This window comes from Acinetobacter sp. LUNF3 (assembly GCF_022699605.1).
Lineage (GTDB): Bacteria > Pseudomonadota > Gammaproteobacteria > Pseudomonadales > Moraxellaceae > Acinetobacter > Acinetobacter johnsonii.
The window spans coordinates 1,652,271-1,676,836 of the sequence record NZ_CP093968.1 but is presented as its reverse complement, the minus strand read 5'-3'; the positions used below and the strand labels follow the sequence as shown (position 1 = coordinate 1,676,836).

20 protein-coding genes, 4 pseudogenes and 1 riboswitch are annotated in these 24,566 nt (G+C 40.1%); of the genes and pseudogenes, 14 read left to right on the top strand and 10 right to left on the bottom strand.

Annotation, left to right across the window (positions count from 1 at the left end; all coding sequences use genetic code 11):
• Positions 1–219: 219 nt before the first annotated feature.
• Both MN200_RS08185 and MN200_RS08180 read right to left on the bottom strand, forming a co-directional pair.
• Complete coding sequence (locus tag MN200_RS08185) at positions 220–1,593, bottom strand: AarF/ABC1/UbiB kinase family protein (protein WP_242759150.1); 1,374 nt, start codon at positions 1,591–1,593, stop codon at positions 220–222.
• A 157-nt stretch (positions 1,594–1,750) separates the two neighbouring features.
• Positions 1,751–2,056, bottom strand: coding sequence for a hypothetical protein (locus tag MN200_RS08180; protein ID WP_029575032.1), 306 nt, complete (start codon positions 2,054–2,056; stop codon positions 1,751–1,753).
• Between the two features lie 226 nt (positions 2,057–2,282).
• Between MN200_RS08180 and MN200_RS08175 the strand changes: the two genes are divergently transcribed.
• The 8 genes from MN200_RS08175 to MN200_RS08140 all read left to right on the top strand — a co-directional run bounded on the left by MN200_RS08175 (position 2,283) and on the right by MN200_RS08140 (position 11,252).
• Positions 2,283–2,672 carry a lysozyme inhibitor LprI family protein gene (locus MN200_RS08175; protein ID WP_242759149.1) on the top strand — a complete coding sequence of 130 codons (390 nt, stop codon included), beginning with the start codon at positions 2,283–2,285 and terminating at the stop codon, positions 2,670–2,672.
• Positions 2,673–2,777: 105 nt separating this feature from the next.
• Positions 2,778–3,788: a 50S ribosomal protein L3 N(5)-glutamine methyltransferase gene (prmB, locus tag MN200_RS08170; protein ID WP_010326759.1), complete on the top strand. Its 1,011-nt coding sequence runs from the start codon at positions 2,778–2,780 to the stop codon at positions 3,786–3,788.
• A gap of 15 nt (positions 3,789–3,803) precedes the next feature.
• Positions 3,804–4,895 carry a chorismate synthase gene (gene aroC / locus MN200_RS08165; protein WP_242759148.1) on the top strand — a complete coding sequence of 364 codons (1,092 nt, stop codon included), beginning with the start codon at positions 3,804–3,806 and terminating at the stop codon, positions 4,893–4,895.
• Positions 4,896–5,250: 355 nt separating this feature from the next.
• A complete protein-coding gene (locus tag MN200_RS08160; RefSeq protein WP_242759146.1) occupies positions 5,251–6,048 on the top strand; it encodes a hypothetical protein in 798 nt (265 codons plus the stop codon).
• Between the two features lie 251 nt (positions 6,049–6,299).
• Positions 6,300–6,386: riboswitch (glycine riboswitch) on the top strand.
• Between the two features lie 132 nt (positions 6,387–6,518).
• Positions 6,519–7,763, top strand: a complete 1,245-nt coding sequence (locus MN200_RS08155; protein ID WP_058869648.1) for a D-amino acid dehydrogenase — start codon at positions 6,519–6,521, stop codon at positions 7,761–7,763.
• Between the two features lie 180 nt (positions 7,764–7,943).
• Entirely contained in the window at positions 7,944–8,171 is a 228-nt protein-coding gene (locus MN200_RS08150) for a hypothetical protein (RefSeq protein WP_058869647.1), read from the top strand.
• Positions 8,172–8,426: 255 nt separating this feature from the next.
• A complete protein-coding gene (locus tag MN200_RS08145; protein ID WP_058869646.1) occupies positions 8,427–9,707 on the top strand; it encodes a GGDEF domain-containing protein in 1,281 nt (426 codons plus the stop codon).
• 54 nt (positions 9,708–9,761) lie between these two features.
• Positions 9,762–11,252, top strand: a complete 1,491-nt coding sequence (locus MN200_RS08140; RefSeq protein ID WP_058869645.1) for an amidase family protein — start codon at positions 9,762–9,764, stop codon at positions 11,250–11,252.
• A gap of 55 nt (positions 11,253–11,307) precedes the next feature.
• Here the strand turns inward: MN200_RS08140 and MN200_RS08135 are convergent, their stop codons facing one another.
• The 4 genes and pseudogenes from MN200_RS08135 to MN200_RS08120 form a co-directional block, all read right to left on the bottom strand.
• A complete protein-coding gene (locus MN200_RS08135) occupies positions 11,308–12,462 on the bottom strand; it encodes an MFS transporter (protein ID WP_242759143.1) in 1,155 nt (384 codons plus the stop codon).
• Between the two features lie 140 nt (positions 12,463–12,602).
• Positions 12,603–13,364, bottom strand: coding sequence for a 3-oxoacyl-ACP reductase (locus MN200_RS08130; protein ID WP_039889589.1), 762 nt, complete (start codon positions 13,362–13,364; stop codon positions 12,603–12,605).
• A 173-nt stretch (positions 13,365–13,537) separates the two neighbouring features.
• Positions 13,538–15,478 (bottom strand): annotated as a pseudogene (locus MN200_RS08125) (alpha/beta hydrolase).
• 133 nt (positions 15,479–15,611) lie between these two features.
• Positions 15,612–16,691 carry a putative zinc-binding metallopeptidase gene (locus MN200_RS08120; protein ID WP_242759140.1) on the bottom strand — a complete coding sequence of 360 codons (1,080 nt, stop codon included), beginning with the start codon at positions 16,689–16,691 and terminating at the stop codon, positions 15,612–15,614.
• Between the two features lie 329 nt (positions 16,692–17,020).
• On the opposite strand from MN200_RS08120, the gene MN200_RS08115 reads away from it, so the two are divergent.
• The 4 genes from MN200_RS08115 to MN200_RS08105 all read left to right on the top strand — a co-directional run bounded on the left by MN200_RS08115 (position 17,021) and on the right by MN200_RS08105 (position 19,513).
• Positions 17,021–17,512 carry a hypothetical protein gene (locus tag MN200_RS08115; RefSeq protein WP_176537634.1) on the top strand — a complete coding sequence of 164 codons (492 nt, stop codon included), beginning with the start codon at positions 17,021–17,023 and terminating at the stop codon, positions 17,510–17,512.
• Positions 17,513–17,832: 320 nt separating this feature from the next.
• Positions 17,833–17,955 (top strand): hypothetical protein, encoded by a 123-nt coding sequence (locus MN200_RS16660; protein ID WP_256350806.1) that lies wholly within the window; start codon positions 17,833–17,835, stop codon positions 17,953–17,955.
• A gap of 4 nt (positions 17,956–17,959) precedes the next feature.
• Entirely contained in the window at positions 17,960–18,415 is a 456-nt protein-coding gene (locus MN200_RS08110; RefSeq protein WP_125281828.1) for a transcriptional regulator, read from the top strand.
• Between the two features lie 75 nt (positions 18,416–18,490).
• Positions 18,491–19,513, top strand: a complete 1,023-nt coding sequence (locus MN200_RS08105; RefSeq protein ID WP_242760500.1) for an ABC transporter substrate-binding protein — start codon at positions 18,491–18,493, stop codon at positions 19,511–19,513.
• Between the two features lie 112 nt (positions 19,514–19,625).
• Here the strand turns inward: MN200_RS08105 and MN200_RS08100 are convergent.
• A pseudogene (locus MN200_RS08100) lies at positions 19,626–19,859 on the bottom strand (SMR family transporter); the annotation flags it as partial.
• Between MN200_RS08100 and MN200_RS08095 the strand changes: the two are divergent.
• A pseudogene (locus MN200_RS08095) lies at positions 19,860–20,123 on the top strand (integrase core domain-containing protein); the annotation flags it as partial. It abuts the pseudogene before it with no gap.
• Positions 20,124–20,204: 81 nt separating this feature from the next.
• Positions 20,205–22,160 (top strand): alkyl sulfatase dimerization domain-containing protein, encoded by a 1,956-nt coding sequence (locus tag MN200_RS08090; protein ID WP_000693745.1) that lies wholly within the window; start codon positions 20,205–20,207, stop codon positions 22,158–22,160.
• 356 nt (positions 22,161–22,516) lie between these two features.
• Here the strand turns inward: MN200_RS08090 and MN200_RS08085 are convergent.
• The 3 genes and pseudogenes from MN200_RS08085 to MN200_RS08075 form a co-directional block, all read right to left on the bottom strand.
• Positions 22,517–22,597: pseudogene (locus MN200_RS08085) on the bottom strand (QacE family quaternary ammonium compound efflux SMR transporter); the annotation flags it as partial.
• A 17-nt stretch (positions 22,598–22,614) separates the two neighbouring features.
• Positions 22,615–23,499 carry a hypothetical protein gene (locus MN200_RS08080; RefSeq protein WP_242760499.1) on the bottom strand — a complete coding sequence of 295 codons (885 nt, stop codon included), beginning with the start codon at positions 23,497–23,499 and terminating at the stop codon, positions 22,615–22,617.
• Entirely contained in the window at positions 23,496–24,506 is a 1,011-nt protein-coding gene (locus MN200_RS08075; protein ID WP_242760497.1) for a 2OG-Fe(II) oxygenase family protein, read from the bottom strand. Before MN200_RS08075 ends, MN200_RS08080 begins: the two co-directional genes overlap by 4 nt.
• Positions 24,507–24,566: the final 60 nt, after the last annotated feature.

Genomic DNA, 24,566 nt, shown 5'->3' with positions numbered 1-24,566 from the left:
TTTCATCCAGCAGAATTATTCTGTGGTTTTATGCTGACATAGCGGCACACGAATAACTATGTCATGACTGACATGATGTATTGTCAAAGATAAACGGTAGGTGGTGTATTTTAAATTATTCTAATCTTTTGTTTTTTAATTTTTTTATTAAATCGTTGGAAATTGAAGTGATTGATCAATTGACCAAAATGACATTGCGTCATTTTGGTCAATGTACTTTTAGATAAACTTTTTGACCATAGCACGAACATTGGTTTTCGCTTCAATCACAGTCATAAAGGTATAAGCACCGATGAATTTACGGCTGATAAACATAAACTCTTTGGGTGGAACACTGAAATAACGAGATGTCATCGACTTTGAAGCTTGCTGCATTACACGGCTATGAAGCTGGCTTGCTTTCCAGTCATAAGCAAAGTGCTCATCCATAACACCAGCCGGTAAGTCTGGGTTATTGCTTGGACTGCTAAAGGCTTCAGTTGCAAGTAAGAAGACTTTAGCCATATCGGGTTTAATGCTTTGAGGGATAGAGTCGAAAAACTCATAGCCTGTCATTGCTTGAACCATTTCTTCACTACTATGATTAAACCCAGCATGAATGAGCTTGCGAGCAACACTAAGTAAGTGTTCATCAAACTGTCGGATTGCGCCAAAATCAAGCAGAACGATTTTATCCAAGATGTCATTGCCATTGCCTAAGCGAACGAGGTAATTACCAAAGTTCGGGTCGGTCTGCATTTCACCCCATTCAAAAATCTCGCGTACCGCAATTTCAAGTGATGCTTCACCAAGTTTGTTGCGACGTTCTTGCGGCAGAGACAGCATGACAGGGCTGTTAATCGGCACGCCACGTTCAAATGTCATACACAATACTTGGTCTGTGCAGTAGCCATCTATAATTTGTGGCACGATGTAGCGAGGGTCTTCTTTTAATCGAGCAGCAAAGCGGCGTGTGGTTGTAGCCTCAATTTTATAATTCACTTCACGGTGCATCATCTCACGAACTTCATCGAACCATTGGTCGAACTCGCGTGTTTGCGGCACCATTCGTGTCAGTTTAAGCATGTTTTTAAACAGGCTCATGTCTGAGTCAATAGCTTCAGCAACGCCTGGATATTGAATTTTCAATACCATCTCTAAACCATCAGACTTGCGCGTTGCACGGTGGACTTGTGCCAGTGATGCAGTGCCCAGTGGCTCATGATCGATGGTCAAATCATCTAGTTTAGAACCCAACTGGCTGTGCAGTTGCTGTTTTATCGCAGGCCACGCTAAAGCGACTGTTTGATTATTTAAAGTATTTAAGGCTTGCGTGATTTCTTCAGGTAGAAAGTGTTCACCATAAAGTGCCATCATTTGGCCAATTTTGACGATAGAACCTTTAAGTTTGCCTATTTCAGAAACAAGATAATCGGCCTGTTCTTTCATTGCTTTTTTGCGTTTCTTTTCTTTTTCTTCTTCGCTAGAAAACATAGTTGTCGCATTAGAAGCAGCCCAACGTGTTCCAGCAAGCAACGAAGCTTTGGCAATCGATAAACGACGATCCATAGAGGAGGTTTTCAGTTGTTTAAGCTTATCGTTGTGATCTGACATAATTCAGTAAAATCCTTTCATCAGCAAGGGCAGCATTTTAGATTGTAACGGATAATATCGTGTATTCACGTATTAAAAAAGTTCAACTTGCTGAATCTCGAGTTAAAAAAGGCCATAAGTGTTAAGCAACCATCTAAATAAAGCCTAATCGGGATTGTTACATGCGAAATTTTACTTTAAGCGTATTTTTCTGAATCAATTCATCTTTATGCATTTGTATGTGTTGGAGGATCATTTCTTGTACCGGTTGGTGCATAAATCCATGTGCATAACCTTTAACAATGATGATGCTCGGTAGGCTAAAAAAGAAGTATCGAGCATCTTCAATGGTTGCACATTCATAGATCCCTTGCTGCTGTAACAGCTGCTGAAAAAAAGCTTTTTCAGTGTCGACATGATTGTTTTCGGTGTCATTCCAATAGCGTTCACGCATCGCCATTAAGTTGTTGTGTTTATAACTCATAAGTTTGGAGAATATTGGCAGAAGAACTCACTTTATAATAAGGCTGTTTGATCAGGTTTCAATGCAAAGCCTGTGAGTTCATGTAAAAAGCTGTGTGGTGGAAATTTTATAGAGGGCTAGTATGTTCATACAAAATAGGATGTTATATTAAAGCGCTGCAGCACGTAGATGTTGTGAATGACTAGATTAAAAAATGAATGAAGAAAATTTGCTTTGGGGAAAGGAATTGAAACAAATATTTAGTGCATTGCTTGTTGTGGGATTGTTCAGTGGTTCAGCCTATGCAATGGGCCCAACTAAAAAATATGAAGCATGCATGAAGCAAACTGGCAATGTGTTGAGTGAAATTGATGCATGTATGAGTAAAGAATATAAAGCACAAAAGAAACGCTTAAAGAAAGTATTTAAGCCGTATTTGGCGAAGGCTCCTGTAGATGAGCAAGGATTGGTTAAACAGTCTCATCAGCAATGGCTGGCGCAGCGTGATCAGATTTGTAATAACAAACCTATCGTGAAAAATGAAAAGACTGAATTACAGCGTATTTCATGTCTGATGCAAATGACACAAACCCGTGCAGATATGTACGAAGCACGTACAGGCCCTATCAGCAAATAAGAGCAAAGCGTATGAAAATGTGTTTGTTGTGCATCAAAACATTATAAATCATAGAAAAACAGGGTATCATAAGGCGTTTTTATTATGACCTTGGAGACGCCTTTAGTGGATCGCCCGACTATTAGCCCTGAACATATACAGGAAGCCGCTGAAAACTTAAGCACAATTCGTGATTTTATCCGTTTTGGAGTGACAGCATTACGTCAATACGATGCACATTTAGGTCAAGGTACAGAAGACTATTTTGCTGAAAGTTCAGCTTTGGTGTTACAAACTTTATCTTTAGATTGGAATGCGGATGCTGAAATCTTAGAGTCGAAGCTACTACCAAGCGAAAAGACAGAAGTTTTAAGCTTATTAGAACGTCGTATTAATGAAAAAGTACCGACTTCATATTTGCTTAATTTGGCATATTTTGATGGCAAACCATATTATGTCGACGAACGCGTACTGATTCCACGTTCACCGATTGCAGAATTGATTCAAAACCGTTTTGCACCTTATTGCTTAGGTGAAAATGGCCAAATGGGTGAAGCAGTCAATAACTTGCCAGAAAACCCGAATCCAAAAACGCCACAACGTATTTTAGATATGTGTACGGGCTCAGGTTGTATCGCGATTGCTTTAGCTTATGCGTACCCAGATGCCGAAGTAGATGCAACAGATATTTCTAAAGAAGCTTTAGAAGTGGCTCAAATTAACTCGGAACACCACGACAAACAGTATCAAGTGGCTTTACTTGAGTCTGACCTGTTCTCCAAAATTCCTGCTGAAAATCAATATGATCTTATCGTGTCGAACCCACCTTATGTGGACGCTGAAGACATGGCAGATTTACCTGAAGAATTCCACCATGAACCAGAATTGGCTCTGGCAGCAGGTCAAGATGGCTTAGATTTGGTTCGTAAAATGTTAGCTCAAGCGCCAGATTACTTAACTGAAGACGGTCTCATCGTGATTGAAGTGGGTAATTCTGAATGGGCAATGCGCCAAAACTTTAATACTGTTGATTTTTACTGGTTACAGTTCCAAAAAGGCGGTACAGGAATCTTTGCATTGACTGCGGCTCAATGCCGTCAATTCCGTGATTTATTCATTCAATCTGTTCAAGCATAAAAGGAGTCGTTAGACATGGCAGGTAATAGTATAGGGCAACTCTTCCGTGTAACGACTTGTGGTGAATCTCATGGTGTAGGCTTAATGGCGATTGTGGATGGTGTTCCACCGGGCCTTGAGCTTACAGCAGAAGATTTACAAAAAGATTTAGACCGTCGTAAGCCGGGCACCTCTAAATTTGCGACGCAGCGCAAAGAACCTGATGAAGTTGAAATCATTTCAGGTGTGTTTGAAGGTAAAACAACAGGCACACCAATTGGTTTATTGATCCGTAACACCGATCAAAAATCCAAAGACTACGGTAACATTGCACAAAGCTTCCGCCCGGGACATGCAGACTATACTTATACACAAAAGTACGGTTTCCGTGATTACCGTGGCGGTGGTCGTTCAAGTGCGCGTGAAACGGCTATGCGTGTGGCTGCGGGTGCAATTGCGAAAAAATACTTGGCTGAAAAGTTTGGTATTTTAATTCGTGGTCATGTGACCCAAATTGGAACTGAAGTTGCGGAAAAATTGGATTGGAATGAAGTACCTAATAATCCATTTTTCTGTGGCGATGTCGATGCCGTACCGCGTTTTGAAGCACTGGTGACTTCACTTCGTGAACAAGGTACCAGTTGCGGCGCAAAGCTTGAAATTTTGGCTGAAAAAGTACCTGTCGGTTGGGGCGAGCCTGTCTTTGACCGTCTAGATGCTGATATTGCCCATGCTATGATGTCGATTAACGCGGTCAAAGGGGTTGAGATTGGTGATGGTTTTGCCGTTGCTGGTCAGTTTGGACATGAGAGCCGTGATGAGTTAACGACTGATGGCTTCCTTGCGAACCATGCAGGTGGCATCTTGGGTGGTATTTCGAGTGGTCAAACTATTCGTGTGGCCATTGCGTTGAAACCAACAGCATCTATTACCACACCAGGTAAAACGATCAATATTAATCGTGAAGATACTGATGTATTAACCAAAGGTCGTCATGACCCTTGTGTGGGTGTGCGTGCGGCTCCGATTGCAGAAGCAATGCTTGCGATTGTTTTAATGGATCACTTTCTGCGTCATCGTGCTCAAAATGCAGACGTCGTTGCACCATTTGCACCGATTGAATACTAGAAAATTCTCTTTATATTTAAGAGAATACATATTAAAGTCAGACTTCGGTCTGACTTTTTTTATTTACGTATGAAAGCTAATCTTAAATGTAAAAAAGAGCTGTTGGCATATTATGCACGTTATGGTTATCACGATATAGTCAAATCATTATAAAACCAATACAAATCAGTCGATGAATTATTTTGAGTTTTTCTCGAATCCTGTATGGATAATAAAGTAGTTTGACTATACTCAGAAAACGGCATCTTACCTATTAAGTGCCAATGTAGGCTAAATGTTGATGAATCTTCATTTGGTCTTACTGAGTAAGAAAATTTAGAGAGTTGATTTTTTAAAAGAAAAAAGGAAGGGGGATATGAATAAAAAAATAAGCACAGTAAGACGAGGCACCATTATATTTTTATCATTACTCACAGTTTTGGTTATTTCATTGTTGATATACGGCTATGACAGTATGCATGACCCTGAAAAAGTCAAAGCGCGCTTATATGCTTGTGGAAAATTTGGTGATCGGCACATGCTTATTGATAAGCAGTATTTACTTTTTGGCAGAGTGACCTATCAAGGTGTTAATTACTGGGGGAAAAATATCAAAGAAGAACACGAGGCCAAAGGTTGTGATGATCAAATTCAAAGTATTGCTTTGAAAGTGAAATGGCCTGAAATGACAACGTCGAGTGAAGGCTTTAGACTAGGTTCTGAGTATAAAAATGATATCACAATCGCATTAAACCAACGCTCAGTTTGGAAAGAGGAGTGGGGAAGTAAAGACTTTTTTAATGAGTTTTTACTTTTAAAACAATATTTAAGGAAAGGAATGTCTTCTGGTGGAGAAGAGGTGAGTGAAGTATGGATAGATGAAACAAAAATATTTAACTCAGATTTGGGACTCTACGAAATAGACGTAAAAAGTGATGATGGTGTTGGAAAAAAGGTGTATTGGCAGGAGCGTAAAGGTAAAGGGGTAAGCCTAACCATTAAGTGTCTTTATTTTAAGACTGGTGCAACAAGTTGTGAACTTAATGCACATCAACCCATTTATGGGTTTAATACGAGTTATATCACTATAAGCTTTCACAGTGAGTTACTGCCACATTGGCAAGAAATTTATCAAAATGCAGAACAACTCATTCATTCTTTTAAGGTTGAGTAAAAATAAAATGAAACATCCGAAGAGTATAGACCGTACCCATGCTCAAAGATGTTTAGATGACCTTAGGATAGCGCTAATGTCCGACAGTACGTGTCCTCTTTTGAAGCAAAAAGATAGTCATGTAAGCCAGTATAGTGTAACGTTTGTCCTAAGCTAAGGTTGTGCTTCATAAAAATAAATAAAAGATAATACTTTAAGAGCAGTTTCCAATCGGATCATTACATGGTATATAAATTGCTCATAGAATAATAAGCATTATTGCAGGAGAGAAATGTTCTGCATTCGCCGAAGGAGCAACGACCCCGGAAACTCTCAGGCAAAAGGACTGTAATAATGAAAAAACTCTGGAGAGAAGTGTTCAATCACTCACCGAAGGGGATGGTTTAAAACGTCAAGGGATGTTTTAGGTCGAAGCTCTCAGGTACACATGACAGATGGGGTTGACATCAAACAATAAAAAGGAGGTGTCTATGTGTCATGTCGTTGTCATTGGTGCTGGAATTACAGGCGTCACAACTGCGTATGAATTAAGTCAACTGGGTTATCAAGTCACCGTTGTTGATCGTCATTTATTTCCTGCGATGGAAACTTCTTTTGCAAATGGTGGACAACTGTCTGCATGCAATGCTGAAGTTTGGAACCAAAAATCGACGGTGCTGAAAGGCATGAAATGGATGTCTCAAAAATCTGCGCCACTGTTGCTGAATCCATCTTTTAGTGTGCATAAATATGCATGGCTGATGGAATTTCTGGGCAATATTAAACATTACGAGGCTAATACCCACGAAACAGTACGTTTGGCTTTATTGGCTCGACAACGCTTGTTCGAAATTGCGGATAAAGAGTCAATCGACTTCAATTTAGAAAAACGTGGAATTTTGCATTTTTATCATAATAAACAAGATTATGACGTTGCCATTCGAGTCAATGATTTACTCAATAAAGGTGGTCTTGAACGTTGCGGCGTGAGCAATGAAGAAATTAAGCAAATTGAGCCGACATTGACCGGTGACTATTATGCTGGATTTTATTGTGAAGGCGATGCGACGGGTGATATTCATAAGTACACCACAGGGTTGGCTGAAGTTACCAAAAAGTTAGGTGTGAAGTATCGTTTTGGTATGGATGTGACAGATATCGAACACTTAACTTCAGGTGTTGAAGTGAAGTTACAGCCAAGTTCAGAGAATGTTGAACTGCTTCCAAATGAAGTGGAAATGTTGGCTGCCGATGCTGTTGTGGTGTGTGCTGGGGTGGGTAGCTATCAACTGGCTGAATTGGTTCAAGAACGCGTCAATGTTTATCCTGTAAAGGGATATTCGATTACCGTGATGTTAAATGACGAAGAAAGCCAGCAAAATGCACCGTGGGTGAGCTTGCTGGATGAAAGCGCGAAGATTGTAACTTCACGTTTAGGTAAAGATCGTTTCCGTGTTGCGGGCACTGCTGAGTTTAATGGCTATAACCGTGATATCCGTGCAGATCGGATTCAACCACTTGTAGACTGGACCAACCGCAACTTTAAAGTCTCGACAGAGCATGCGGTGCCTTGGGCAGGTCTTCGCCCTATGATGCCGAATATGATGCCTGTAGTTCGCCGTGGAAAGCTAGAACGTGTGTTCTTTAATACAGGGCATGGGCACTTAGGTTGGACGCTATCTGCGGCAACCGCAGCAATGATTAGTCAGGAAGTCGCGACAGCGTATCCTGTTTAATTCGAGTGCATTCTTGGATAGATAAAACAAGCTTGCTTCGAGCTTGTTTTATCATTTTTGTGCAATGATGTTATAATTCTGCCTTAATTTCAAAAGATTGCTCACAAACGAATACTTTAAACTTGAGCAAAAATAAGTAGTATGGTTTCAAGTAATTGATGACTAATGTGAAGGTGCATAATGATTAACATGAAAATGGCTTTGGTGGTTTTAGCTTCTGCAACGATGCTGTCGCTTGCTGCGTGTAGTGACAAAAAACAAGAGACTGAACAAACGCCAGTGGAAAGTTCAGCAACTGAGACACCAGTAACCAATATTGAAGTTAGTCCAGAGATGATTGATGCTGCACCTTTAGAGTCTGAAGAAGCAGGTGCATCAGCACCCGCGGCAGCGTCTGAAGCAAAATAAGTCCAAAGATGATAAAAGCCTCCCGATGTGGAGGCTTTTTTTATGGGTGAGAGTGATATCAGCATTTAATCGTAAATATCTAGATTCAGGATATAAATCAAAAAATCATATTGAAACCATAACGAACAATCGATAGAGTTTATTTAGTAAATATTGTCAATCTGTGATGGTTTTCATCAATGCATCCTTTGCAAGCAAATGGACAGTAGAAAACATGATGTTTAATCATAACTCATGTAAAAATGAGGGAATATTTTGTACGCAGTTAAGCTCACAGAAGTATCGTTGAATTTTAAACAGCATGGCCGAGCATGTTTGATTGTTGCTGCGGTGATTTTTGTTTGCTGCTTGCTTGGGATATTTACTCGACCGATTGCATATTTCGCTTATTTTTGGCCAGCTAATGCAGTACTGATCGGCTTATTTTTAAGGTTTAAGCCACTCAGAAATGTTGGTGGCTGGTTGGGCGCATTTATTGGTTATATGTCGGCAGACTTAGTCACAGGGAATCATCTTGAGCTGACGTTGGCTTTAACAATTGCCAATTTTATGACAGTAGGCGTTTCGTTATTTTTTATCCATTATTTACAAATTGACTATCGTGCATATAACAAAGGCTTAAATTTTCTTTATCTTTTCTTGGTTTGTGCTTTTCTTGGGTGCTTTTCCAGCGCGATATTTGTCATTGCGGTCGTTCCGTATATGCCAGACACCTTGTTTGTCGATGTTTTACCCTTACTCTCAGTTTTAATTTCTGTGGCATGTACACATCTGTTCTTTGGTCCTGGTGCCTTACTTTTCCCTTTAGCAGGGCTGATTTGGGCGGCTTTAAGTTACAACTTATTTTATGTGAGTATCATTAACAGTTTGGTTTGTTTTGTGACGTATCATAGTTTAACGACTTATTATATTTCACGTACAGCAGATAACTTCTTGGCCACTTCTATTTCGGTGCGTATAGGGCTGTGCATGTTGATGATTGCACCTTTGCTTTTATGTATTGTGAGTCGTAATCGTCATGATCTATATAAAGAAGTGCTCTATCTAGCCAACCACGATCCCTTAACTCATGTGGGAAATCGCCGTTTTTTCTTCACTCAAACTGAAAACTTATTGAAGAAAAATCTGGTTAAGTCGATGAGTATCATTGTGCTGGATATTGATCACTTTAAGAAAATGAACGATCAATATGGTCACTATATTGGTGATGTATTGCTACAAAGCTTTGCCACGACGGTAAAAAGTAATTTACGTGAGCAGGATTTATTTGCACGTATGGGCGGTGAAGAATTTGTGGTGGTGTTAAATAATACCACTGAAATTGAATCACAAATCATTGCAGAACGTATCTGTCGCGCTGTCGCCACTTCAAAAACGCAAGTGGCGCATGCGGTTTTGAGTATGACGGTTAGTCTTGGTGTGGTGCACCAAGTTCTACCAACGAAAAATAGCCTACAGAGCTTGTTAAATCGCGCTGATCGGGCGTTATACCAAGCCAAAACTTTAGGACGCAATCAAGTACAACTTGCCTCATAGGTTAAAATTTAGTAAAAGTATAAAACAATAAAAACTATAGATACTTGGATAAAAATGAATTTTTCTGAATACCTTCGTTATGATGGGCTGGGTTTAGCTGAGTTGGTTGCACAAAAACAAATCCATCCCGCTGAATTATTACAAATTGCAATTGAGCGTAGCCAGCAAACCAATCCTGCTTTAAATGCGATTATTATTCCTATGCATGATTATGCCAAGAACAGAGCACAAAATGCCTTGTCTGGTCCATTTGCAGGTGTGCCATTTTTAGTAAAAGATTTATTTCAAGAATATGCAGGTTATCCAACATCTTATGGCTGTCAAGCATTTAAACGTACGCGCCATATTGCAGAACATAATGCAGAAATTGTAAACCGTTGGGAAAACACAGGCATTTTAACCTTTGGCCGTACCAATACTCCTGAGTTTGGAATCAAAGGCATTACGGAATCAGATGCTTGGGGAGCCTGTCATAATCCTTGGAATTTAAAACATAACAGTGGTGGCTCATCGGGTGGTTCCGCTTCTGCAGTGGCCGCAGGGATTGTTCCGATTGCGGGTGCGGGTGACGGCGGCGGGTCGATTCGAATTCCAGCATCGTATTGCGGTTTATTTGGTTTAAAGCCGAGTCGTGGACGTACGCCGTGGGGCCCAGATATGAGTGAGGCAATGCATGGCGCCGCGATACAGCATGTATTGAGTAAAAGTGTAAGAGACAGTGCCGCGATGTTAGATGCAACGCAGGGTGCAGAGCATAGCTCGTTGTTTAAAATTGAACTGCCCAGCCAAAGCTATTTGGCCTGTCTACAGCAGCCTGTAAAAAAACTTAAAATTGCATTTAGTACTCAATCGCCTATCGGAACCCCAGTGTCTAAAGATGCAATTGATGCTGTACAGCATACTGCACATTTGTTGGAGTCTTTAGGGCATACAGTGGTTGAAGCACAACCTGAGATAGATGGCATGTCCTTGGCCAGAGACTTTATCACGACGTGGTTTAGTCAATTTTCTTATATGTTAGAGCAGATCAAGCAACAGGTTCCGACTACAGCAGGAGATTTTGAACTGGATTCTTTAGCTTTGGCTGCCTTTGGTGCGAAAACGACAGCGTTAGAATATATTCATAACCTGAATAATTGGGGCGTGTATGTCACCAAAATGAACCAATTCTTTGATCATTATGATCTTTATCTGACTCCTGCTACAGCTTCAGTCGCGCCTAAAAATGGGCAAATTTCTACTCCATCATGGCAAGAACCAATTTTAAAAAGTTTACTAAAAGTCGGCAAAGCACATTTGCTGGCACAAGGAAAATTGGTCGATAAAATTGTGAAAGATAATTTGCGTTGGGTGCCTTTTACTCAGTTAGCCAACATCACAGGCTTACCCGCGATGTCTGTACCTTTGTATTGGAATGCTGACAATCTTCCGCTTGGTTCGCAGTTTATTGCACCTTTTGCCCGTGAAGATCTGCTCTTACAGTTGGCTAGTCAGCTTGAACAAGCCCAGCCATGGTTTCATAAATATAGTGAAATCAAGGTTTAGAAAGCTGATTAATTAAATTGTTGTAGTTTATGCGTACAGATCAGAAGAGGGCTTTTTAAGCTTGAACCTCTTTGGGTAAGTACTGAACAAAACCCAAGCCCAGTAGCACAGCACAACCTGCCAGAATAAAAATATGTTCGCCTGACAGGCTGTGCCAATAATGTCCTGCAAGAATACTTCCAGACGCTACACCCAGTCCCCACATAGTGCTATATAAGGCTTGACCGCGTCCTTGTTGTCCTAAACTAAAGTTTTGGAAAATGATACGCATGGCGATGAGATGAAATAAACCAAAGCTAAAGGCATGAATGGTTTGTGCGAAGAATTGGATCGCAAAGATTTGTGGAAAAGAACCGACCATAAACCAGCGTAGCGCCGTGAGGATCAGACAAATAGATACCATGAGTCGCCATGAAAAACGTTTGAAAAAAATGTGAGCAATGGCAAACATAATAATTTCGGCCATGACACCGACAGCCCACAAAAAGCCAATTTCTGTGGTTGAGTAACTGGCTTGTTTTAAGAAGTTGCTATAAAAACTATAAAAGGGCGCATGAGAAAAAAGCAGAATAAACTCGATACCGAAAAATGCCGCTACAACGGGTTTTTTTAAAATAGGTAATAATGGTTCGAGCTGCCCTTGTGAATTGGGTGCAGTGGTCGGTTCTTTGATGCTAAATGACCAAATAAAGGCCAAAAAAGAAATACACAGCAATAAAACTGGCAGCATAGAGATGGGTAAAATCTCTAATAAGGCTCCGATACCAAAAACCCCGACAATAAAACCGACCGAGCCCCATTTTCGAACTTTTCCATATAAAGCACTGCGTTGTTCCGCGAGCCAAAATAGAGTTACGCCTTCAAACTGAGCCAGAATGGCGTTTTGGAAGAAGCTAAAGATCAGCATGAGCAGGGCGATCGCCTGAAAGGAGTTTGGAATGATAAAAATCATGAACCAAATACAGGCTTCCATCCACGTTGCAACTCTGACCAAGAGCATCCGTTTCCCTGATTTATCTGCAATCCAGCCCCAAATAAAAGGAGCAAAAAAACGGGTAATGATCGCAATTGAGGAAAGGATACCGATTTCACTGTAGTTAAAGCCTTGATCTTCGAGATACAGGCTCCAAAACGGCATGAACGTGCCCACAATGGAATAATAAAAAAAGTAAAAGCCAGCCAGTCGGTGCCGAATGGGGAAAGAAAGCATCGTACTGTATTCCTTGCTAGGGTGGGCAGATTCTGAAGAAGACTTGAACCTAAAACAAAGCGTCAAATCGATGAAGCTTCGAGAATTTTAAAAATGGATTGTTTAATCATGCTTACTTAAAGTGTAAGGATTAAAGCCAATTAGCCTTTGACTAAACCACCATCGACAATCAAGTTTTGACCTGTCACAGCACAAGAATATGGCGATAAGAACATTAAAATGGCTGAGGCAAATTCCTCAGGTGTAACTACACGACGCAGTGGTGTTGCACTCGCGATGTAATCAAAAACTTCATTGGGTGTACTTTTGCTGGCATCGGTGGTTTGTAGTAAACCGCCAGAGAGCATATTGATATTAATGCCGTATTGACCAAGTTCATGCGCTGAGGTACGGGTAAATGCCAACAGTGCAGCCTTCGCCGTGGTGTAGTCATGATAAGGCACCACAGGGTTCTGCACCAAATTGGTTCCGATGTTTACAATGCGCCCAAACTGACCTTGTTTCATACCTTCAAGCGCTGCTTGGGTAGTATTCAAAGCGGCTTTAACTGCACCCTCAAATTGTTGTTGCATAGTTTCCCAGCGGAGCTCATGAACTTTTGGGCGGGCCTCGCCATTAAACTCGAACTGAATCAGCGCATTATTAATCACGGCGTTGATATGCTGTCCAAAATGCTGAAAGCTTGTGTCAAACATACTTTTGACTTGAGCATTGTCTGTAACATCAGCTTGGTAGATAAAAACCTGTTCGGGATACTGCTGAGCTAAGGTTTGTGCTGCTGCTTGGCTGTTCAAATAGTTCACGACTACACGAGCACCTTCATTGATTAAGGCGTGTGTAATCGCAAGACCTAAACCGCGTGCGCCACCTGTGACCAGTACAACTTGATTTTTAATGTGCATAATGTTTCCGAGCAGATAAATGTATGTATTTTTTAGATAAAGCAAGTATATCAAAACCTTTCCGTACCTTAGGTTTTACAACTGCTACTTTTCAGGTTTTCGATGCTCATTTAGCTGGGTTAGAGTATTTGGATAAAAGTCGCCTAGCAGTAGAACAGTTTTAGCATTAATGATTATTGGGCCTGAGTTTGCTCAAGGTGTAGCCTCAAAATACGACGCAATTCTAATAATGTTTCTGCTTCCTCATGCACCGAGTGGTTGCCTTTAATGATTTTTTCAGAGACAGCTTGTTCTAAATGTGAACTTGAATACGGCACAATACCATCGCTCATGTCATGTATGTCATTGGTCTGACGGTGATTACCAATAATAGAATGATAAGGAACTGTGGATACCGGCATGATGTTACTGGTCAAAGCCATAAAGCGTGACTTTGGACTTAAGTCGTCTGGGCCAGATTGCACCATGCCTTTGGTGCTAGAGCTACCATTGAGCTGTATATCCACTTGGTTAAAGAAAGTAATCGGCAACTTCACCATTTTCTTCACCAATTCCATGTACCAGCGGTCAGACAGTTCACTACCACGGTGAGGTGTGGCAATAAAAATTGCACGTCCAATGGGTAAATCAGAATGAAATTGAAAACGTTCTTTGATTACGGGATATTGTTGTAATCGGGTGTATTGCTCATAGTTTAACAGTGGAATCACTTGCTCAGAAATATCGTGCTCACTAATCAGTAAGCGACTAATAACGCCGCCCATACTGTGTCCAATCAGCACGGCGTCACTGGCCGAGCGAGAGTTGGGTTGAACTTGTGCAAAGGCTTGTTTAAGTAGTGCATGAATCTGAAAGCGGCTTTCAACAATTGGCATATTGGTTGAATAAAACACCTGCCATACCTGAAAGTTTTCTCGTAAAACTTTATCCCCCAAAATGTTATTGGTCAGATTGACCCAAGTTTCAGGGCTGCTGGCGAGACCATGAATAAGTACAATCACTTTTTTATTCGGCTGGTAAGGTTCAAGCATATAGAGCTGTGGCATACGTAATCGCTCCGTTTTATCGAGCAAAGTTAAGTAGCCTGTAGAGCCCAGTTTATTTTCTGCCAGCCAGTAGGCAAAAGGCACAGAATAATTCGCCGTGAGGATATATTTTTGTTGATGAATCTCTACATACTTTTGCGTATAAGGATTAAATAACTCAATCTCAAAAACAGCTTTGCCATTAAGCACATCTTCAATAGTGCTTTCCGGGTCTAATGGCTGCGCCGCTGCGGTTACGGACAAATAGCGTGCAGGATGGATATTGGGATTGGTTTGATTTTGATAAAACGATATCGGGTCAAGAATAAAATCATTTTTATGAATAGGGTCCGCTTCAGTCACAACCACAAACTCTGCGCCCAGACCATCTTGACGGTTGACTTGATAAAAACCCGAGAAGTTTAAATTATAACTGGATTGAATTCGGTCAATGGTTTTACTTTTCAGTTCAGGATAGTGTTCTAAATTTACAATATATTGACGTTGTTGGACGTTGAGTTGCGCGGGAACTTGATGAAAAGGCTGTATATGGTACGCCGTGGTAATTAAACGCGACAAAGCGACATTGTAAAAAGTGCGGACATGCATTTGTCTTTGATCAAAAACACGGGTACTTGGGCTTTCTTGCATTTTAAATAAATACACATAGCTATAGCGTAAACTTTGGTCGAAGGCATTAAGGCTCTATTCTAAGCAGTGATTATTTTCACTATGTGGCTGTGCGTGGGTACAGTTGCGTTGTTTTGAGAGCTCTAAAGCTTGAGCCAAATACAGTTCACTTAAAGCGGCATAACGCTCATCTACTGCAATATCCGTTTGTGTGTTTAAGCGTTGCAAACATGTTTCAAATTCAGCGGTGCATTGCTGTGGCGTCAGGCTGAGTAATTTGAGTAAGCTGGTGGTTTCCGCACTCAATTGGTCGTGGGTTAAGATATTTTCGGACTTGCTACGAATAGCCTGATGGATATTTTTTTCTTTAACTTTGACCAACTGGCAGGCCGGCAGTAAAACAATCGTTAGCCCTAAAATGATTGGTCGCGTGAAAGTATGATGTCTCGTTAAAAGCATAGTTTTTAGCACGGACGTTATCTATATAGGCTAAAGATGTCTTTCATTTTAAGATAATTTCTAACGAGTTACATCCAAATTCGGTCTGATCTTTTGTGTCCCTAGACATAACTTAAGAACACTTATATTCAGCTCAAGTAATTTGGCGAGCAAAGGCTTTGCCCAAAACATGTTTATGTATAAATCGTAATTTATCGAGGACTGGTCCTGAGAGCGTAAATGGATAAGCATCTTCTAAACCCATACTGCGATTTAACGCATTTAAATTAAAAGTCAGTGTCATCCATTGTTTGAGGAGTAAATCAAAATTTTGAGCGCCGATTGGATTTTCATAAAAGGTTAAATCATGCGTATCTTTTCGATTATTACGCACAATTAATCCTGCATAGTAAGCGGTTTCCAATGTGTCCATCATGTGTAAATAGTGTGCCCACGTTTCTGCCCAGTCTTCCCAAGGATGCGTGCTGGCATAAGAGCTGACATAAAACTTGTCCCAGTTTTGTGGCGCGCCATCTTCATAGTGGCGTTGTAGTGCTGCGTTATAATCTTGACGCTCATCTCCAAAATACTGACGGAACTCGTCGACCAGCTCAGGATGTAGCGATTTAATAAGGTCAAAATAATAATGCCCACTTTCATGACGGAAATGCCCCAAAAGCGTACGGTAGTTTTCACCCATTTTAATACGGGTCGTTTCCCTATAGATGACATCTGCTTCACTGGCATTGAGTGTAATGACGCCATTAGCATGTCCTGTCAGCACAGGGTGCTCTGGTTCAGGCATGAGAAAATTAAAACGGAGTCCGTAGCGATCATCATCGTTATATTTGGGCCTTGGCATAATATTCAGGCGTTGCATTAAATACAGAAAACGCCGTTTAGCATGTTCGAGCCGTGACCAATAGACGATATGATCTGGGTTGTCGAGAGTAGGAATAGTATATGTGAGTACACAAGACTCACAGTAGATGTCGTTGCTCTCTGCAGGAATGACCCAATTACAGACCTGATGATGCTGATAGTTATAACAGGGCTTATAGCGCTTCGTCTGGTATTTTTCATTTAGCGCTAACCAAAGAACAGGGCTATGCTGTTCAAAGCTCCCCATATCTTTTTCTGATGCAATATAACCGAGTGTAGTTTGGCAGCTCACACATTGTGAGTTGGCAAAAAAGACTTGGTTTTGACAGGATGCGCAACTAAAGAATTTCATCGGCGGCTATGTCTTTGGTGAGCTTTTAGAACCAGTATAAAGGATGTTGATTCCCTTCGTCATGTTCTGTCATCTATTTTGATAGGCTTGCAAAGTTGAGTATTCATTGAGAGCATATTAGAAAGAATACATGTGCTTGGTTAGTAGCGAGCTTTTCAGTAGGTTCTTTTCTTTCATATTTGTATAAAGAGATATAAATTTTAAAATTTATAACCTGAATGAACGAAAAAGCTTGATTTAGGTGCAGATTCGTCAAAAATAGGGACTGGGAAAAATCAAAGCTTCATTTTAGAATTTCAAAGCCTTTTAAGTTTCTGGGAGTAAATATAATGATAACGAACGTATCGCCAAAAAAATGGCTACTCATGAGTTTGGGGGCGATGTTGCTTTCAGGTTGTGCGACAACCTCTACAGACCCAAGTCGTCAAAATGTGGGGACCACAGGGTTACTCATCTGTGCGCAGAATGAGCTTTGTCCAGTGGTCACTGTGAGCTGGAATGAATCCAACAAAGAACTGCTTAAGTTAAAAATGCATTTGAGCAGTACTTACAATAAATACGACATTCAAAAGGTCGTGTTTACCAATGGACAAAAAAGCCAAACTTTTCCTGTCACTGGACCAACCGAGCATGATCATGTGTTAGGCACCGACCGTTCGACCAATTATATTTTAGCGCCTGTAAATTTGATGAGTAAGTTAAAAGGAACGGATTCGATCAAAATGAATATTTATACAGATCAAGGTATTATCTCTCGATATGTGTATAAAGATGGCGTCTCCGCTCCAATTTTGGGTGAGTTCCAAAAAGCTTATCAATAAAAGAAAAATCGCCATCTGGCGATTTTTTTGCTTATAAGTGAGAGAAAACTAAAAGTTGCGAGGACATAAGAGCTCATGTCCATAAGGTGTTTTACCTATAGGGATGTAAACGTTCGGCTTTTGGCGGATGAAAAGTCAAGCTGAATAGTCCCGAAATGCACTTTGATGTATCAATTTTAAAAATAGAAATTTATTTTGCACAAAAAATAAACTTTTTAATGTGCTATTGCTGTCAGTCTAATCAAAAAAAATTGGCATGTATTCTGCTTGGTTCTAGGTATTACAAAAACCTTTTTTGGTAATACCGAAAGGAGCAACAAATGTCTAAACAATTCAAAGATGACTTAAATGCATTCTTCACCGTATTTAAACAATTCGTGGTTGCCATCTTAAGCGCTAGAGCGGGCATTTATATCAAACAAGATCCATCCGAAAAAGGATAAGCATGTGCCGAAACATAAATTGGCACGGATCAGCATCACTGTGCCTGAATTAACTGTCGATGCATTGGATCAGAAAATTGTTGATCAGCACTATGAAAGCCGTTCTCAAGCGATTGTCGACATGATCAATAAACATTTGATCGCGGATCAGGAGCAACGTAACGCCGTGATGGTGGGGACGTTTACCTTGCTCTATGACGCCAGTATTACGCCACTTAGAGTCCAATTGCTGGACTTGCAGCAACAATTTTTAGAGCAAGTGGTCAGTTCACTGCATATTCAGTTAGATGAGCAAAAAATTCTAGAAGTGATGATTTTGCAAGGCTTAACTACAGAGTTAAAAGCGCTGAGCCAGCAATTCATTGCTTTGAAAGGTGTGATCAAAGGGCATTTAGAGCTGATGGATGCAGTGATGCCGCCGATTCCACAAAATGAAAAACAGAGAGCGTTGAAATCGTGACCATGTTCACCGTCCTCAATGACTTAATCCATACATATCAAGTTTAAACATTTACAGCATCGGGAAAACTGCATCATGATTAAAAAAGCGTTTTTAGCAGCATCTATTGTTTCGACTATTCTATTGGCAGGTTGTGATAACACTGCCAAAATTCCTGAAACAAAAGACAGTGCATCTGAGAGCACAGCCACCAAAACCATCACGATTGGTTATAGTGATTGGCCAGGTTTTGTTGCATGGCAAGTGGCAATTGAAAAAGGTTGGCTCAAAGAAGCGGGGCTGAATGTTGAATTTAAATGGTTTGATTATTCATCATCGCTTTCTGCTTTTGCAGCCAATCAGCTAGATGCAGTACTGGTGACCAATGGAGATAATCTAGTCACAGCTTCTGGGGGCACTCAAGGCGTCATGATTATGGCGACGGACTACTCCGCAGGTAATGACGTGATTATCGCAAAAGATGGAATTAACAGCATTGCCGATTTAAAAGGCAAAAGTATTGCTACTGAAAAGGGCTTGGTTGACCATCTTTTGCTAAGTACCGCACTGACAGATGCAAAAATTAAGACCAGTGACATTAAATTGGTCAATTCTATGACCAATGAGCTTCCACAAGTTTTTGCCAGTCCAGATATTGCTGCAATTGCGGTCTGGCAACCTGTAGCCAATCAAGCTTTGAAGTCTGTTGCAGGGTCTAAAATTATTTATAGTTCTAAAGATAAGCCAGGTTTAATTTATGACACGCTGACTGTAAATATGAGCCATCTTTCTGCCAATAAAGAAGATTGGAAAAAGATGATCCAAGTGTGGGATAAAACAGTCAAATATATTAATGACCCTGCAACACATGACGACGCCGTGAAAATTATGTCTAACCGTGTTAGCGTTGATCCGAAACAATATGAACAATTTATTGGCGGGACGCATTTACTCGATTTGGCAGCCAATAAAACCGTCTTTAAGAAAGGTTCAGGTTTTGACTCGATTTATGGCTCAAGCTACCACGTAAACAAATTCAACGTTGAAAATGGCATTTATAAAACAGAAATGGATGTTGATGGTGCAATTTATCCAGCTTTAGTTGAAGAGTTAAAGTAAGACTTCGTAGAAACTAAAAGCCCAAGTTAACTTGGGCTTTTTTTGTATGAGTGTGTTTAAAAAGCAAAGAAAGATCTAATGTTAAATAAAGAGTAGATTTTAAGGCATGTATTTATAAATGCGTACTTTTAGAAAACACATGAATAATCACGATGCCGATAATCATAAAACTTAAACCAACAACCGCCGCAAAGTCGAGCTGCTGCTTAAAGTAAATCCAACCGACTGTAGAAATAAGAATAATGCCAGCACCTGACCACAGTGCGTAAGCTAGCCCCATAGGGATGGATTTAAACGTTAGACCTAAGAAAAAGAGTGCAATTGCATAACCGATAATGGTTAAAACGATGTATTGAAATCAAATGACATCCAAATCAGCATGGATGGTAAAGGTCGATGGGTTGATAATGTGATGGTTGAACGATTATGGCGGAGCGTTAAATATGAAGAGGTGTATCTCAAAGCCTACAGCAATGTTTTGGATGCGAAGAAGCAATTAAACGCATATTTTGAATTTTATAATTTGAAACGACCTCATTCGAGTCTGGACAAAATGACTCCAGATGAGTTTTACTATGACCAGCTACCACAACAAAATAAGGTAGCTTAACTAGAGCAGAGTATCACTTATAAATAAGCTTTTAGTTGTTCAAACATGTGGGACCACCTCTATTTAAAAAAAGGAAAGAAGATGAAAATTAAGTTTTTAACAGTTTCATTGATGCTTATTCTGCCATTTTCTGTTTTTGCAGCAAATACTGTAGTAGAAAAAGCGGTCATTGAATCAAATAATACATATAAGGCGAAGTATAACTTAGAGGATATGACTGAGTTTAATCAGGCTCAAAAGGGCTTTATTGCCAAGCCAACAGGTCAAATTAAAAGTGAGAAAGGCAATGTTATCTGGGATTTTGATGCATTTAGTTTTTTACAAGATCAAGCACCAAATACCGTTAATCCCACTCTATGGCGACAAGCAAAATTAAACAACAATGTTGGGCTATTTAAAGTAACAGATCGAGTTTGGCAAATTCGTGGTTTTGATTTGGCAAATATGACCATCATTCAGGGTGATACTGGCTGGATTATTGTGGATACATTAACCTCTAAAGAAACGGCTGAAGCAGCACTTAAATTTGCTAGACAGCATTTAGGTGAGCAAAAAATTTCAGCCATTATCTTTACCCATAGCCATATCGATCATTTTGGTGGTGCATTAGGCGTTCTTTCTAGCGAAGAAATTAACGCTAGAAAAACTCCAATTATTGCGCCAAAAGGCTTTATGGAAGAAGCGACCAGTGAAAATGTGATGGCAGGTTCAGCCATGATACGTCGTGCGACTTATATGTATGGAACTTTTCTACCTAAAAATGCGGAAGGATTGGTGGATACAGGTTTAGGTAAGGCTGTTGCTGTGGGAAAAATGGGCATCCTTGAGCCTACACAACTGATCACTCAACCAGAACAGAAAATGACGGTTGATGGCTTGGATTTTGTGTTTTATAACGTGCCGGGTTCAGAAGCACCAGCAGAATTAACGTTCTCTATCCCATCATTGAAACTTTATAACGGCGCAGAAATTCTATCTCATACCATGCATAATCTTTATACCCTTCGGGGTGCTAAAGTCCGTGATGCCTTAAAATGGGTGGGCTATCTAGACCAAGCAATGCAGCATGCCAAAGCATCCGATGTATTGATTGCACAGCATCATTGGCCTGTCTGGGGCAATGACAATATTCAAGATTTTATTAAAACCCAGCGAGATGTTTATAAGTTCACGCATGATCAGACGGTGAGATATATGAACTCTGGTTTTAATGGCGCTGAAATTGCCGAAAAAATTAAGCTTCCAGCGGCACTTGATCAAAAACTATATGCTCATGGCTATTATGGAACCCTAAAACATAATGTAAAAGCAGTATACCAATATTATATGGGATGGTTCGATGCCCATCCTTCCAATTTAGATCCATTACCCCCTAAAGCTGTTGCAAAAAAATATATTGAGTTAGCAGGTGGGGAGAACAATGCATTGAAAAATGCGCGGGATGCCTACGCTCAAGCTGACTATAGATGGGCTGCCGAGATTTTAAAACATATTGTGTTGAATAACCCTCAAAACCAACAAGCAAAAGACTTATTGGCGAATACTTATCGTCAATTGGGCTATGCTGCTGAGGCTTCAACTTGGCGTAATTTCTTTTTGGTGGGCGCTCAAGAGCTACAAAATAATGTACCCCTACAAAATACTTCTGATCCGAGTGATTTATTGATTCATACACCAACTGAAAGATTTCTTGAAGCTATGGCGACAAATTTAGATGTGGAAAATTTAAAAAATGAAAACCAGTGTATCAATCTGGTTTTGTCGGATACCAAAGAGCATTTTTCATTATGGGTTGAAAACTCAGTCATGCAGTTTAAGCGTTATGATGAAAGTAAAGATTTGGCATTGGATTGCCCTACATTAACCTTAACCAAGCCCTTATATCTAAAAATGATTACAGGTCAAATAGAAGGGGTAAAAGTCCTGCTTTCTAAAGACAGTAAAGTCAAAGGTAATCCACTGAAAATTGGAAAATTCTTTGCAATGTTTAAACGTCCAGATTCAATTTTCCCGATTGTGACTCGACCAAATGGCTAAGCTCAAATAAGTAAAGTCGAAACTTAAATTAATAGATCCAAAGAAATGGGTGAAATTATCAACTTGGTTCTCCCAATCTTATAACAGGAATACAAGAAATTATTTCTTGTATTCCTCTTTAAAATTAAAAGTAAGCTATATGTATTTTAACTCTATTGATACTTTATTAAATGGTTTTTGAATTTTTATACTTTATTTTCGATGGAGATATTTTTATTAGTAGCTTGTTTAAAAAAGATTTGTTTATTTTTCTATTAATTGCTTCTAAATAATAACTTCAATATTTTTGTGGTTAAAAGGCAAGGGGGTATTATGATGTGTTTTTTATTGAAAATAAGCTTTTATATTAAAGGTGCAGTGAAACCATTGGTCGCTTTTAATGCAGAAGTCGCGAGGACTTCTGCAATCACGGCAATCAATAAATAGAGAAAAGCCATAGCTTATTAAAGCTCCCTTACGCAACCACAGTTGCATGATGCATGAGGTGATGTTGTTCTTGTTTCAGCCAATGCTGACTGTCCGCCGTGGTCGATGTTATATTTTGAAAAGTGTATTCAGGTTCATACACATCCACGACGAACACCAGCTGATATGCTTCGCCACCGATCAATTTACGCTGTATGAGGGTTTCAGCATCAACGACTTCAAAACCATCTAGGATGAGTTGCTGTTGAGTCATTTGGGTGTAGCTTGAATATTGAATGAGTTGATCCTGAGTTGAAACTGATACTTCATAGCTTTCAATTTGATTTAAGTCAGAAGGACTTTGTTCCACATAAGAAAGAACCCCTAATGCATCTACATTCTGTTGAATATGGGGTAAACGTGACTGTGCATATGCCATATGCTCACCGCAGATGATGAGACCGCCATCGAGCAAAATTTCTTGCTGCGCGGACACATGTACGGCTTTGACTAAGCGTAGTCCTAGAAATAAACCCGTACTGGCTTGTTGACGCCAGTCTTCAACATAGGCATTACTGGGTGAAAACTCCAAAATACAATTGCCAATAGGATGTAAGGTTGCAGGCTCAGGCCACTGGGTATGGTTCTGATAACTACTACTTAGCTCCCATGACAGTGATGCAGTTTGTGCATCCCAATGCGTATAACCGACCCATGCTTGACGCTCTACGATAGGTGTGGCTGCTGCTGATTTGAGACGTAGGTCAATGGTGAAGCTCTTGGACTGAAACCAATAGACAATCGTATTTTCATCAGTCAAACCATTGTAAAAGCTAATACTTTTACGTCGAAATGCGCCCATTAAATAGGTTGGTACACTGCCTGAAGCGGCTGTGATGGGTTTTAGTTGACTTAAAGTTTCAAATAAATTCATGGGGTGTACTCCATGTTTGACTCAGTCAGACCAAAAGAGTAAAGCGGAACGGCGTTCTTTAAGACCAACTCACCACTGGCTACACGTTGTTTTAAATAATGAAAGGTTTGAGCCGTTTGATTAAACAAATGTTCTCCACCTGCCAGTGGCGCATATTTAGGTGGCTCATTTGTATTAATCGGTTGGATGACATAGTCATAGTCACAAGAAAAAAATAAAGGAAAGGAGTAGCGTTCTTGTTGGACTTTTTTGACCCGATGCTTGGTGGCTAAATATTTGCCATTGGACAATATTTCCATCATGTCACCAATGTTCATCACCAAAGTATTTTCAAGTAGAGGAATATCAATCCATTCGCCTTGTTTAGTGAGGACTTGTAAACCGGGCGCTGTGGGTAGTAATAAAGTAAAGCACTCATAGTCGGTATGTGCCCCGATGCCTTCTGCATCTGTCGCTTGAGGGTTATATGGATAGTGAATGAGGCGTAACTGGCTGGGTGCATGTTGAATATGCACATCAAAAAAGTCTTCTTTTTGCTCTAAAGCCAGCGCAAAACAGCGAAATAGTTGATGACCAATCGCTTTTAAGTGCTGATAGTACTGTGAGACATGGCGTTTAAATGCGGGATCATCTGGCCATTGCGTTGGGCCAAGTAAGGGATAATTTAATGCAGACCCTTGATAGTCATAATTCACATCATAAGATTCTTTTAAATCGTAGCTGTTACTCGAAAACTGTTCCTCACCTATCGGTACATAGCCACTATGATTCACCGATTTTCCAATATAATTTTGCATTTTTAATGCTTCATCTTGGGCAAAATAGTGCTTCGCAATGTCACATAACTGTGCAAATAATGCAGGTTGAAATTGATCACCTCTGAGGTAGAGAAAACCAACTTCTTTACAAGCCTGATCAAGCGCTTGAGCAACTTGCATACGGTCATCTAGATTTGTGCTATTTAAAAGGCTGATATCCACCAGTGGAAGGACATATTTATCTTGCATGGTAAAATCCTCGCGTTGGCCGTCCAACAGTGCATAAAACCTAAGGGTCGTCCCTCAGGC

Excerpts from the sequence above, each read along its gene's own strand:
- MN200_RS08185 (WP_242759150.1), bottom strand. The coding sequence starts at position 1,593 with ATGTCAGATCACAACGATAAGCTTAAACAACTGAAAACCTCCTCTATG.
- MN200_RS08180 (WP_029575032.1), bottom strand. The coding sequence starts at position 2,056 with ATGAGTTATAAACACAACAACTTAATGGCGATGCGTGAACGCTATTGG.
- aroC (WP_242759148.1), top strand. The coding sequence starts at position 3,804 with ATGGCAGGTAATAGTATAGGGCAACTCTTCCGTGTAACGACTTGTGGT.
- MN200_RS08160 (WP_242759146.1), top strand. The coding sequence starts at position 5,251 with ATGAATAAAAAAATAAGCACAGTAAGACGAGGCACCATTATATTTTTA.
- MN200_RS08155 (WP_058869648.1), top strand. The coding sequence starts at position 6,519 with ATGTGTCATGTCGTTGTCATTGGTGCTGGAATTACAGGCGTCACAACT.
- MN200_RS08150 (WP_058869647.1), top strand. The coding sequence starts at position 7,944 with ATGATTAACATGAAAATGGCTTTGGTGGTTTTAGCTTCTGCAACGATG.
- MN200_RS08140 (WP_058869645.1), top strand. The coding sequence starts at position 9,762 with ATGAATTTTTCTGAATACCTTCGTTATGATGGGCTGGGTTTAGCTGAG.
- MN200_RS08135 (WP_242759143.1), bottom strand. The coding sequence starts at position 12,462 with ATGCTTTCTTTCCCCATTCGGCACCGACTGGCTGGCTTTTACTTTTTT.
- MN200_RS08130 (WP_039889589.1), bottom strand. The coding sequence starts at position 13,364 with ATGCACATTAAAAATCAAGTTGTACTGGTCACAGGTGGCGCACGCGGT.
- MN200_RS08120 (WP_242759140.1), bottom strand. The coding sequence starts at position 16,691 with ATGAAATTCTTTAGTTGCGCATCCTGTCAAAACCAAGTCTTTTTTGCC.
- MN200_RS08115 (WP_176537634.1), top strand. The coding sequence starts at position 17,021 with ATGATAACGAACGTATCGCCAAAAAAATGGCTACTCATGAGTTTGGGG.
- MN200_RS16660 (WP_256350806.1), top strand. The coding sequence starts at position 17,833 with ATGTCTAAACAATTCAAAGATGACTTAAATGCATTCTTCACCGTATTT.
- MN200_RS08105 (WP_242760500.1), top strand. The coding sequence starts at position 18,491 with ATGATTAAAAAAGCGTTTTTAGCAGCATCTATTGTTTCGACTATTCTA.
- MN200_RS08090 (WP_000693745.1), top strand. The coding sequence starts at position 20,205 with ATGAAAATTAAGTTTTTAACAGTTTCATTGATGCTTATTCTGCCATTT.
- MN200_RS08080 (WP_242760499.1), bottom strand. The coding sequence starts at position 23,499 with ATGAATTTATTTGAAACTTTAAGTCAACTAAAACCCATCACAGCCGCT.
- MN200_RS08075 (WP_242760497.1), bottom strand. The coding sequence starts at position 24,506 with ATGCAAGATAAATATGTCCTTCCACTGGTGGATATCAGCCTTTTAAAT.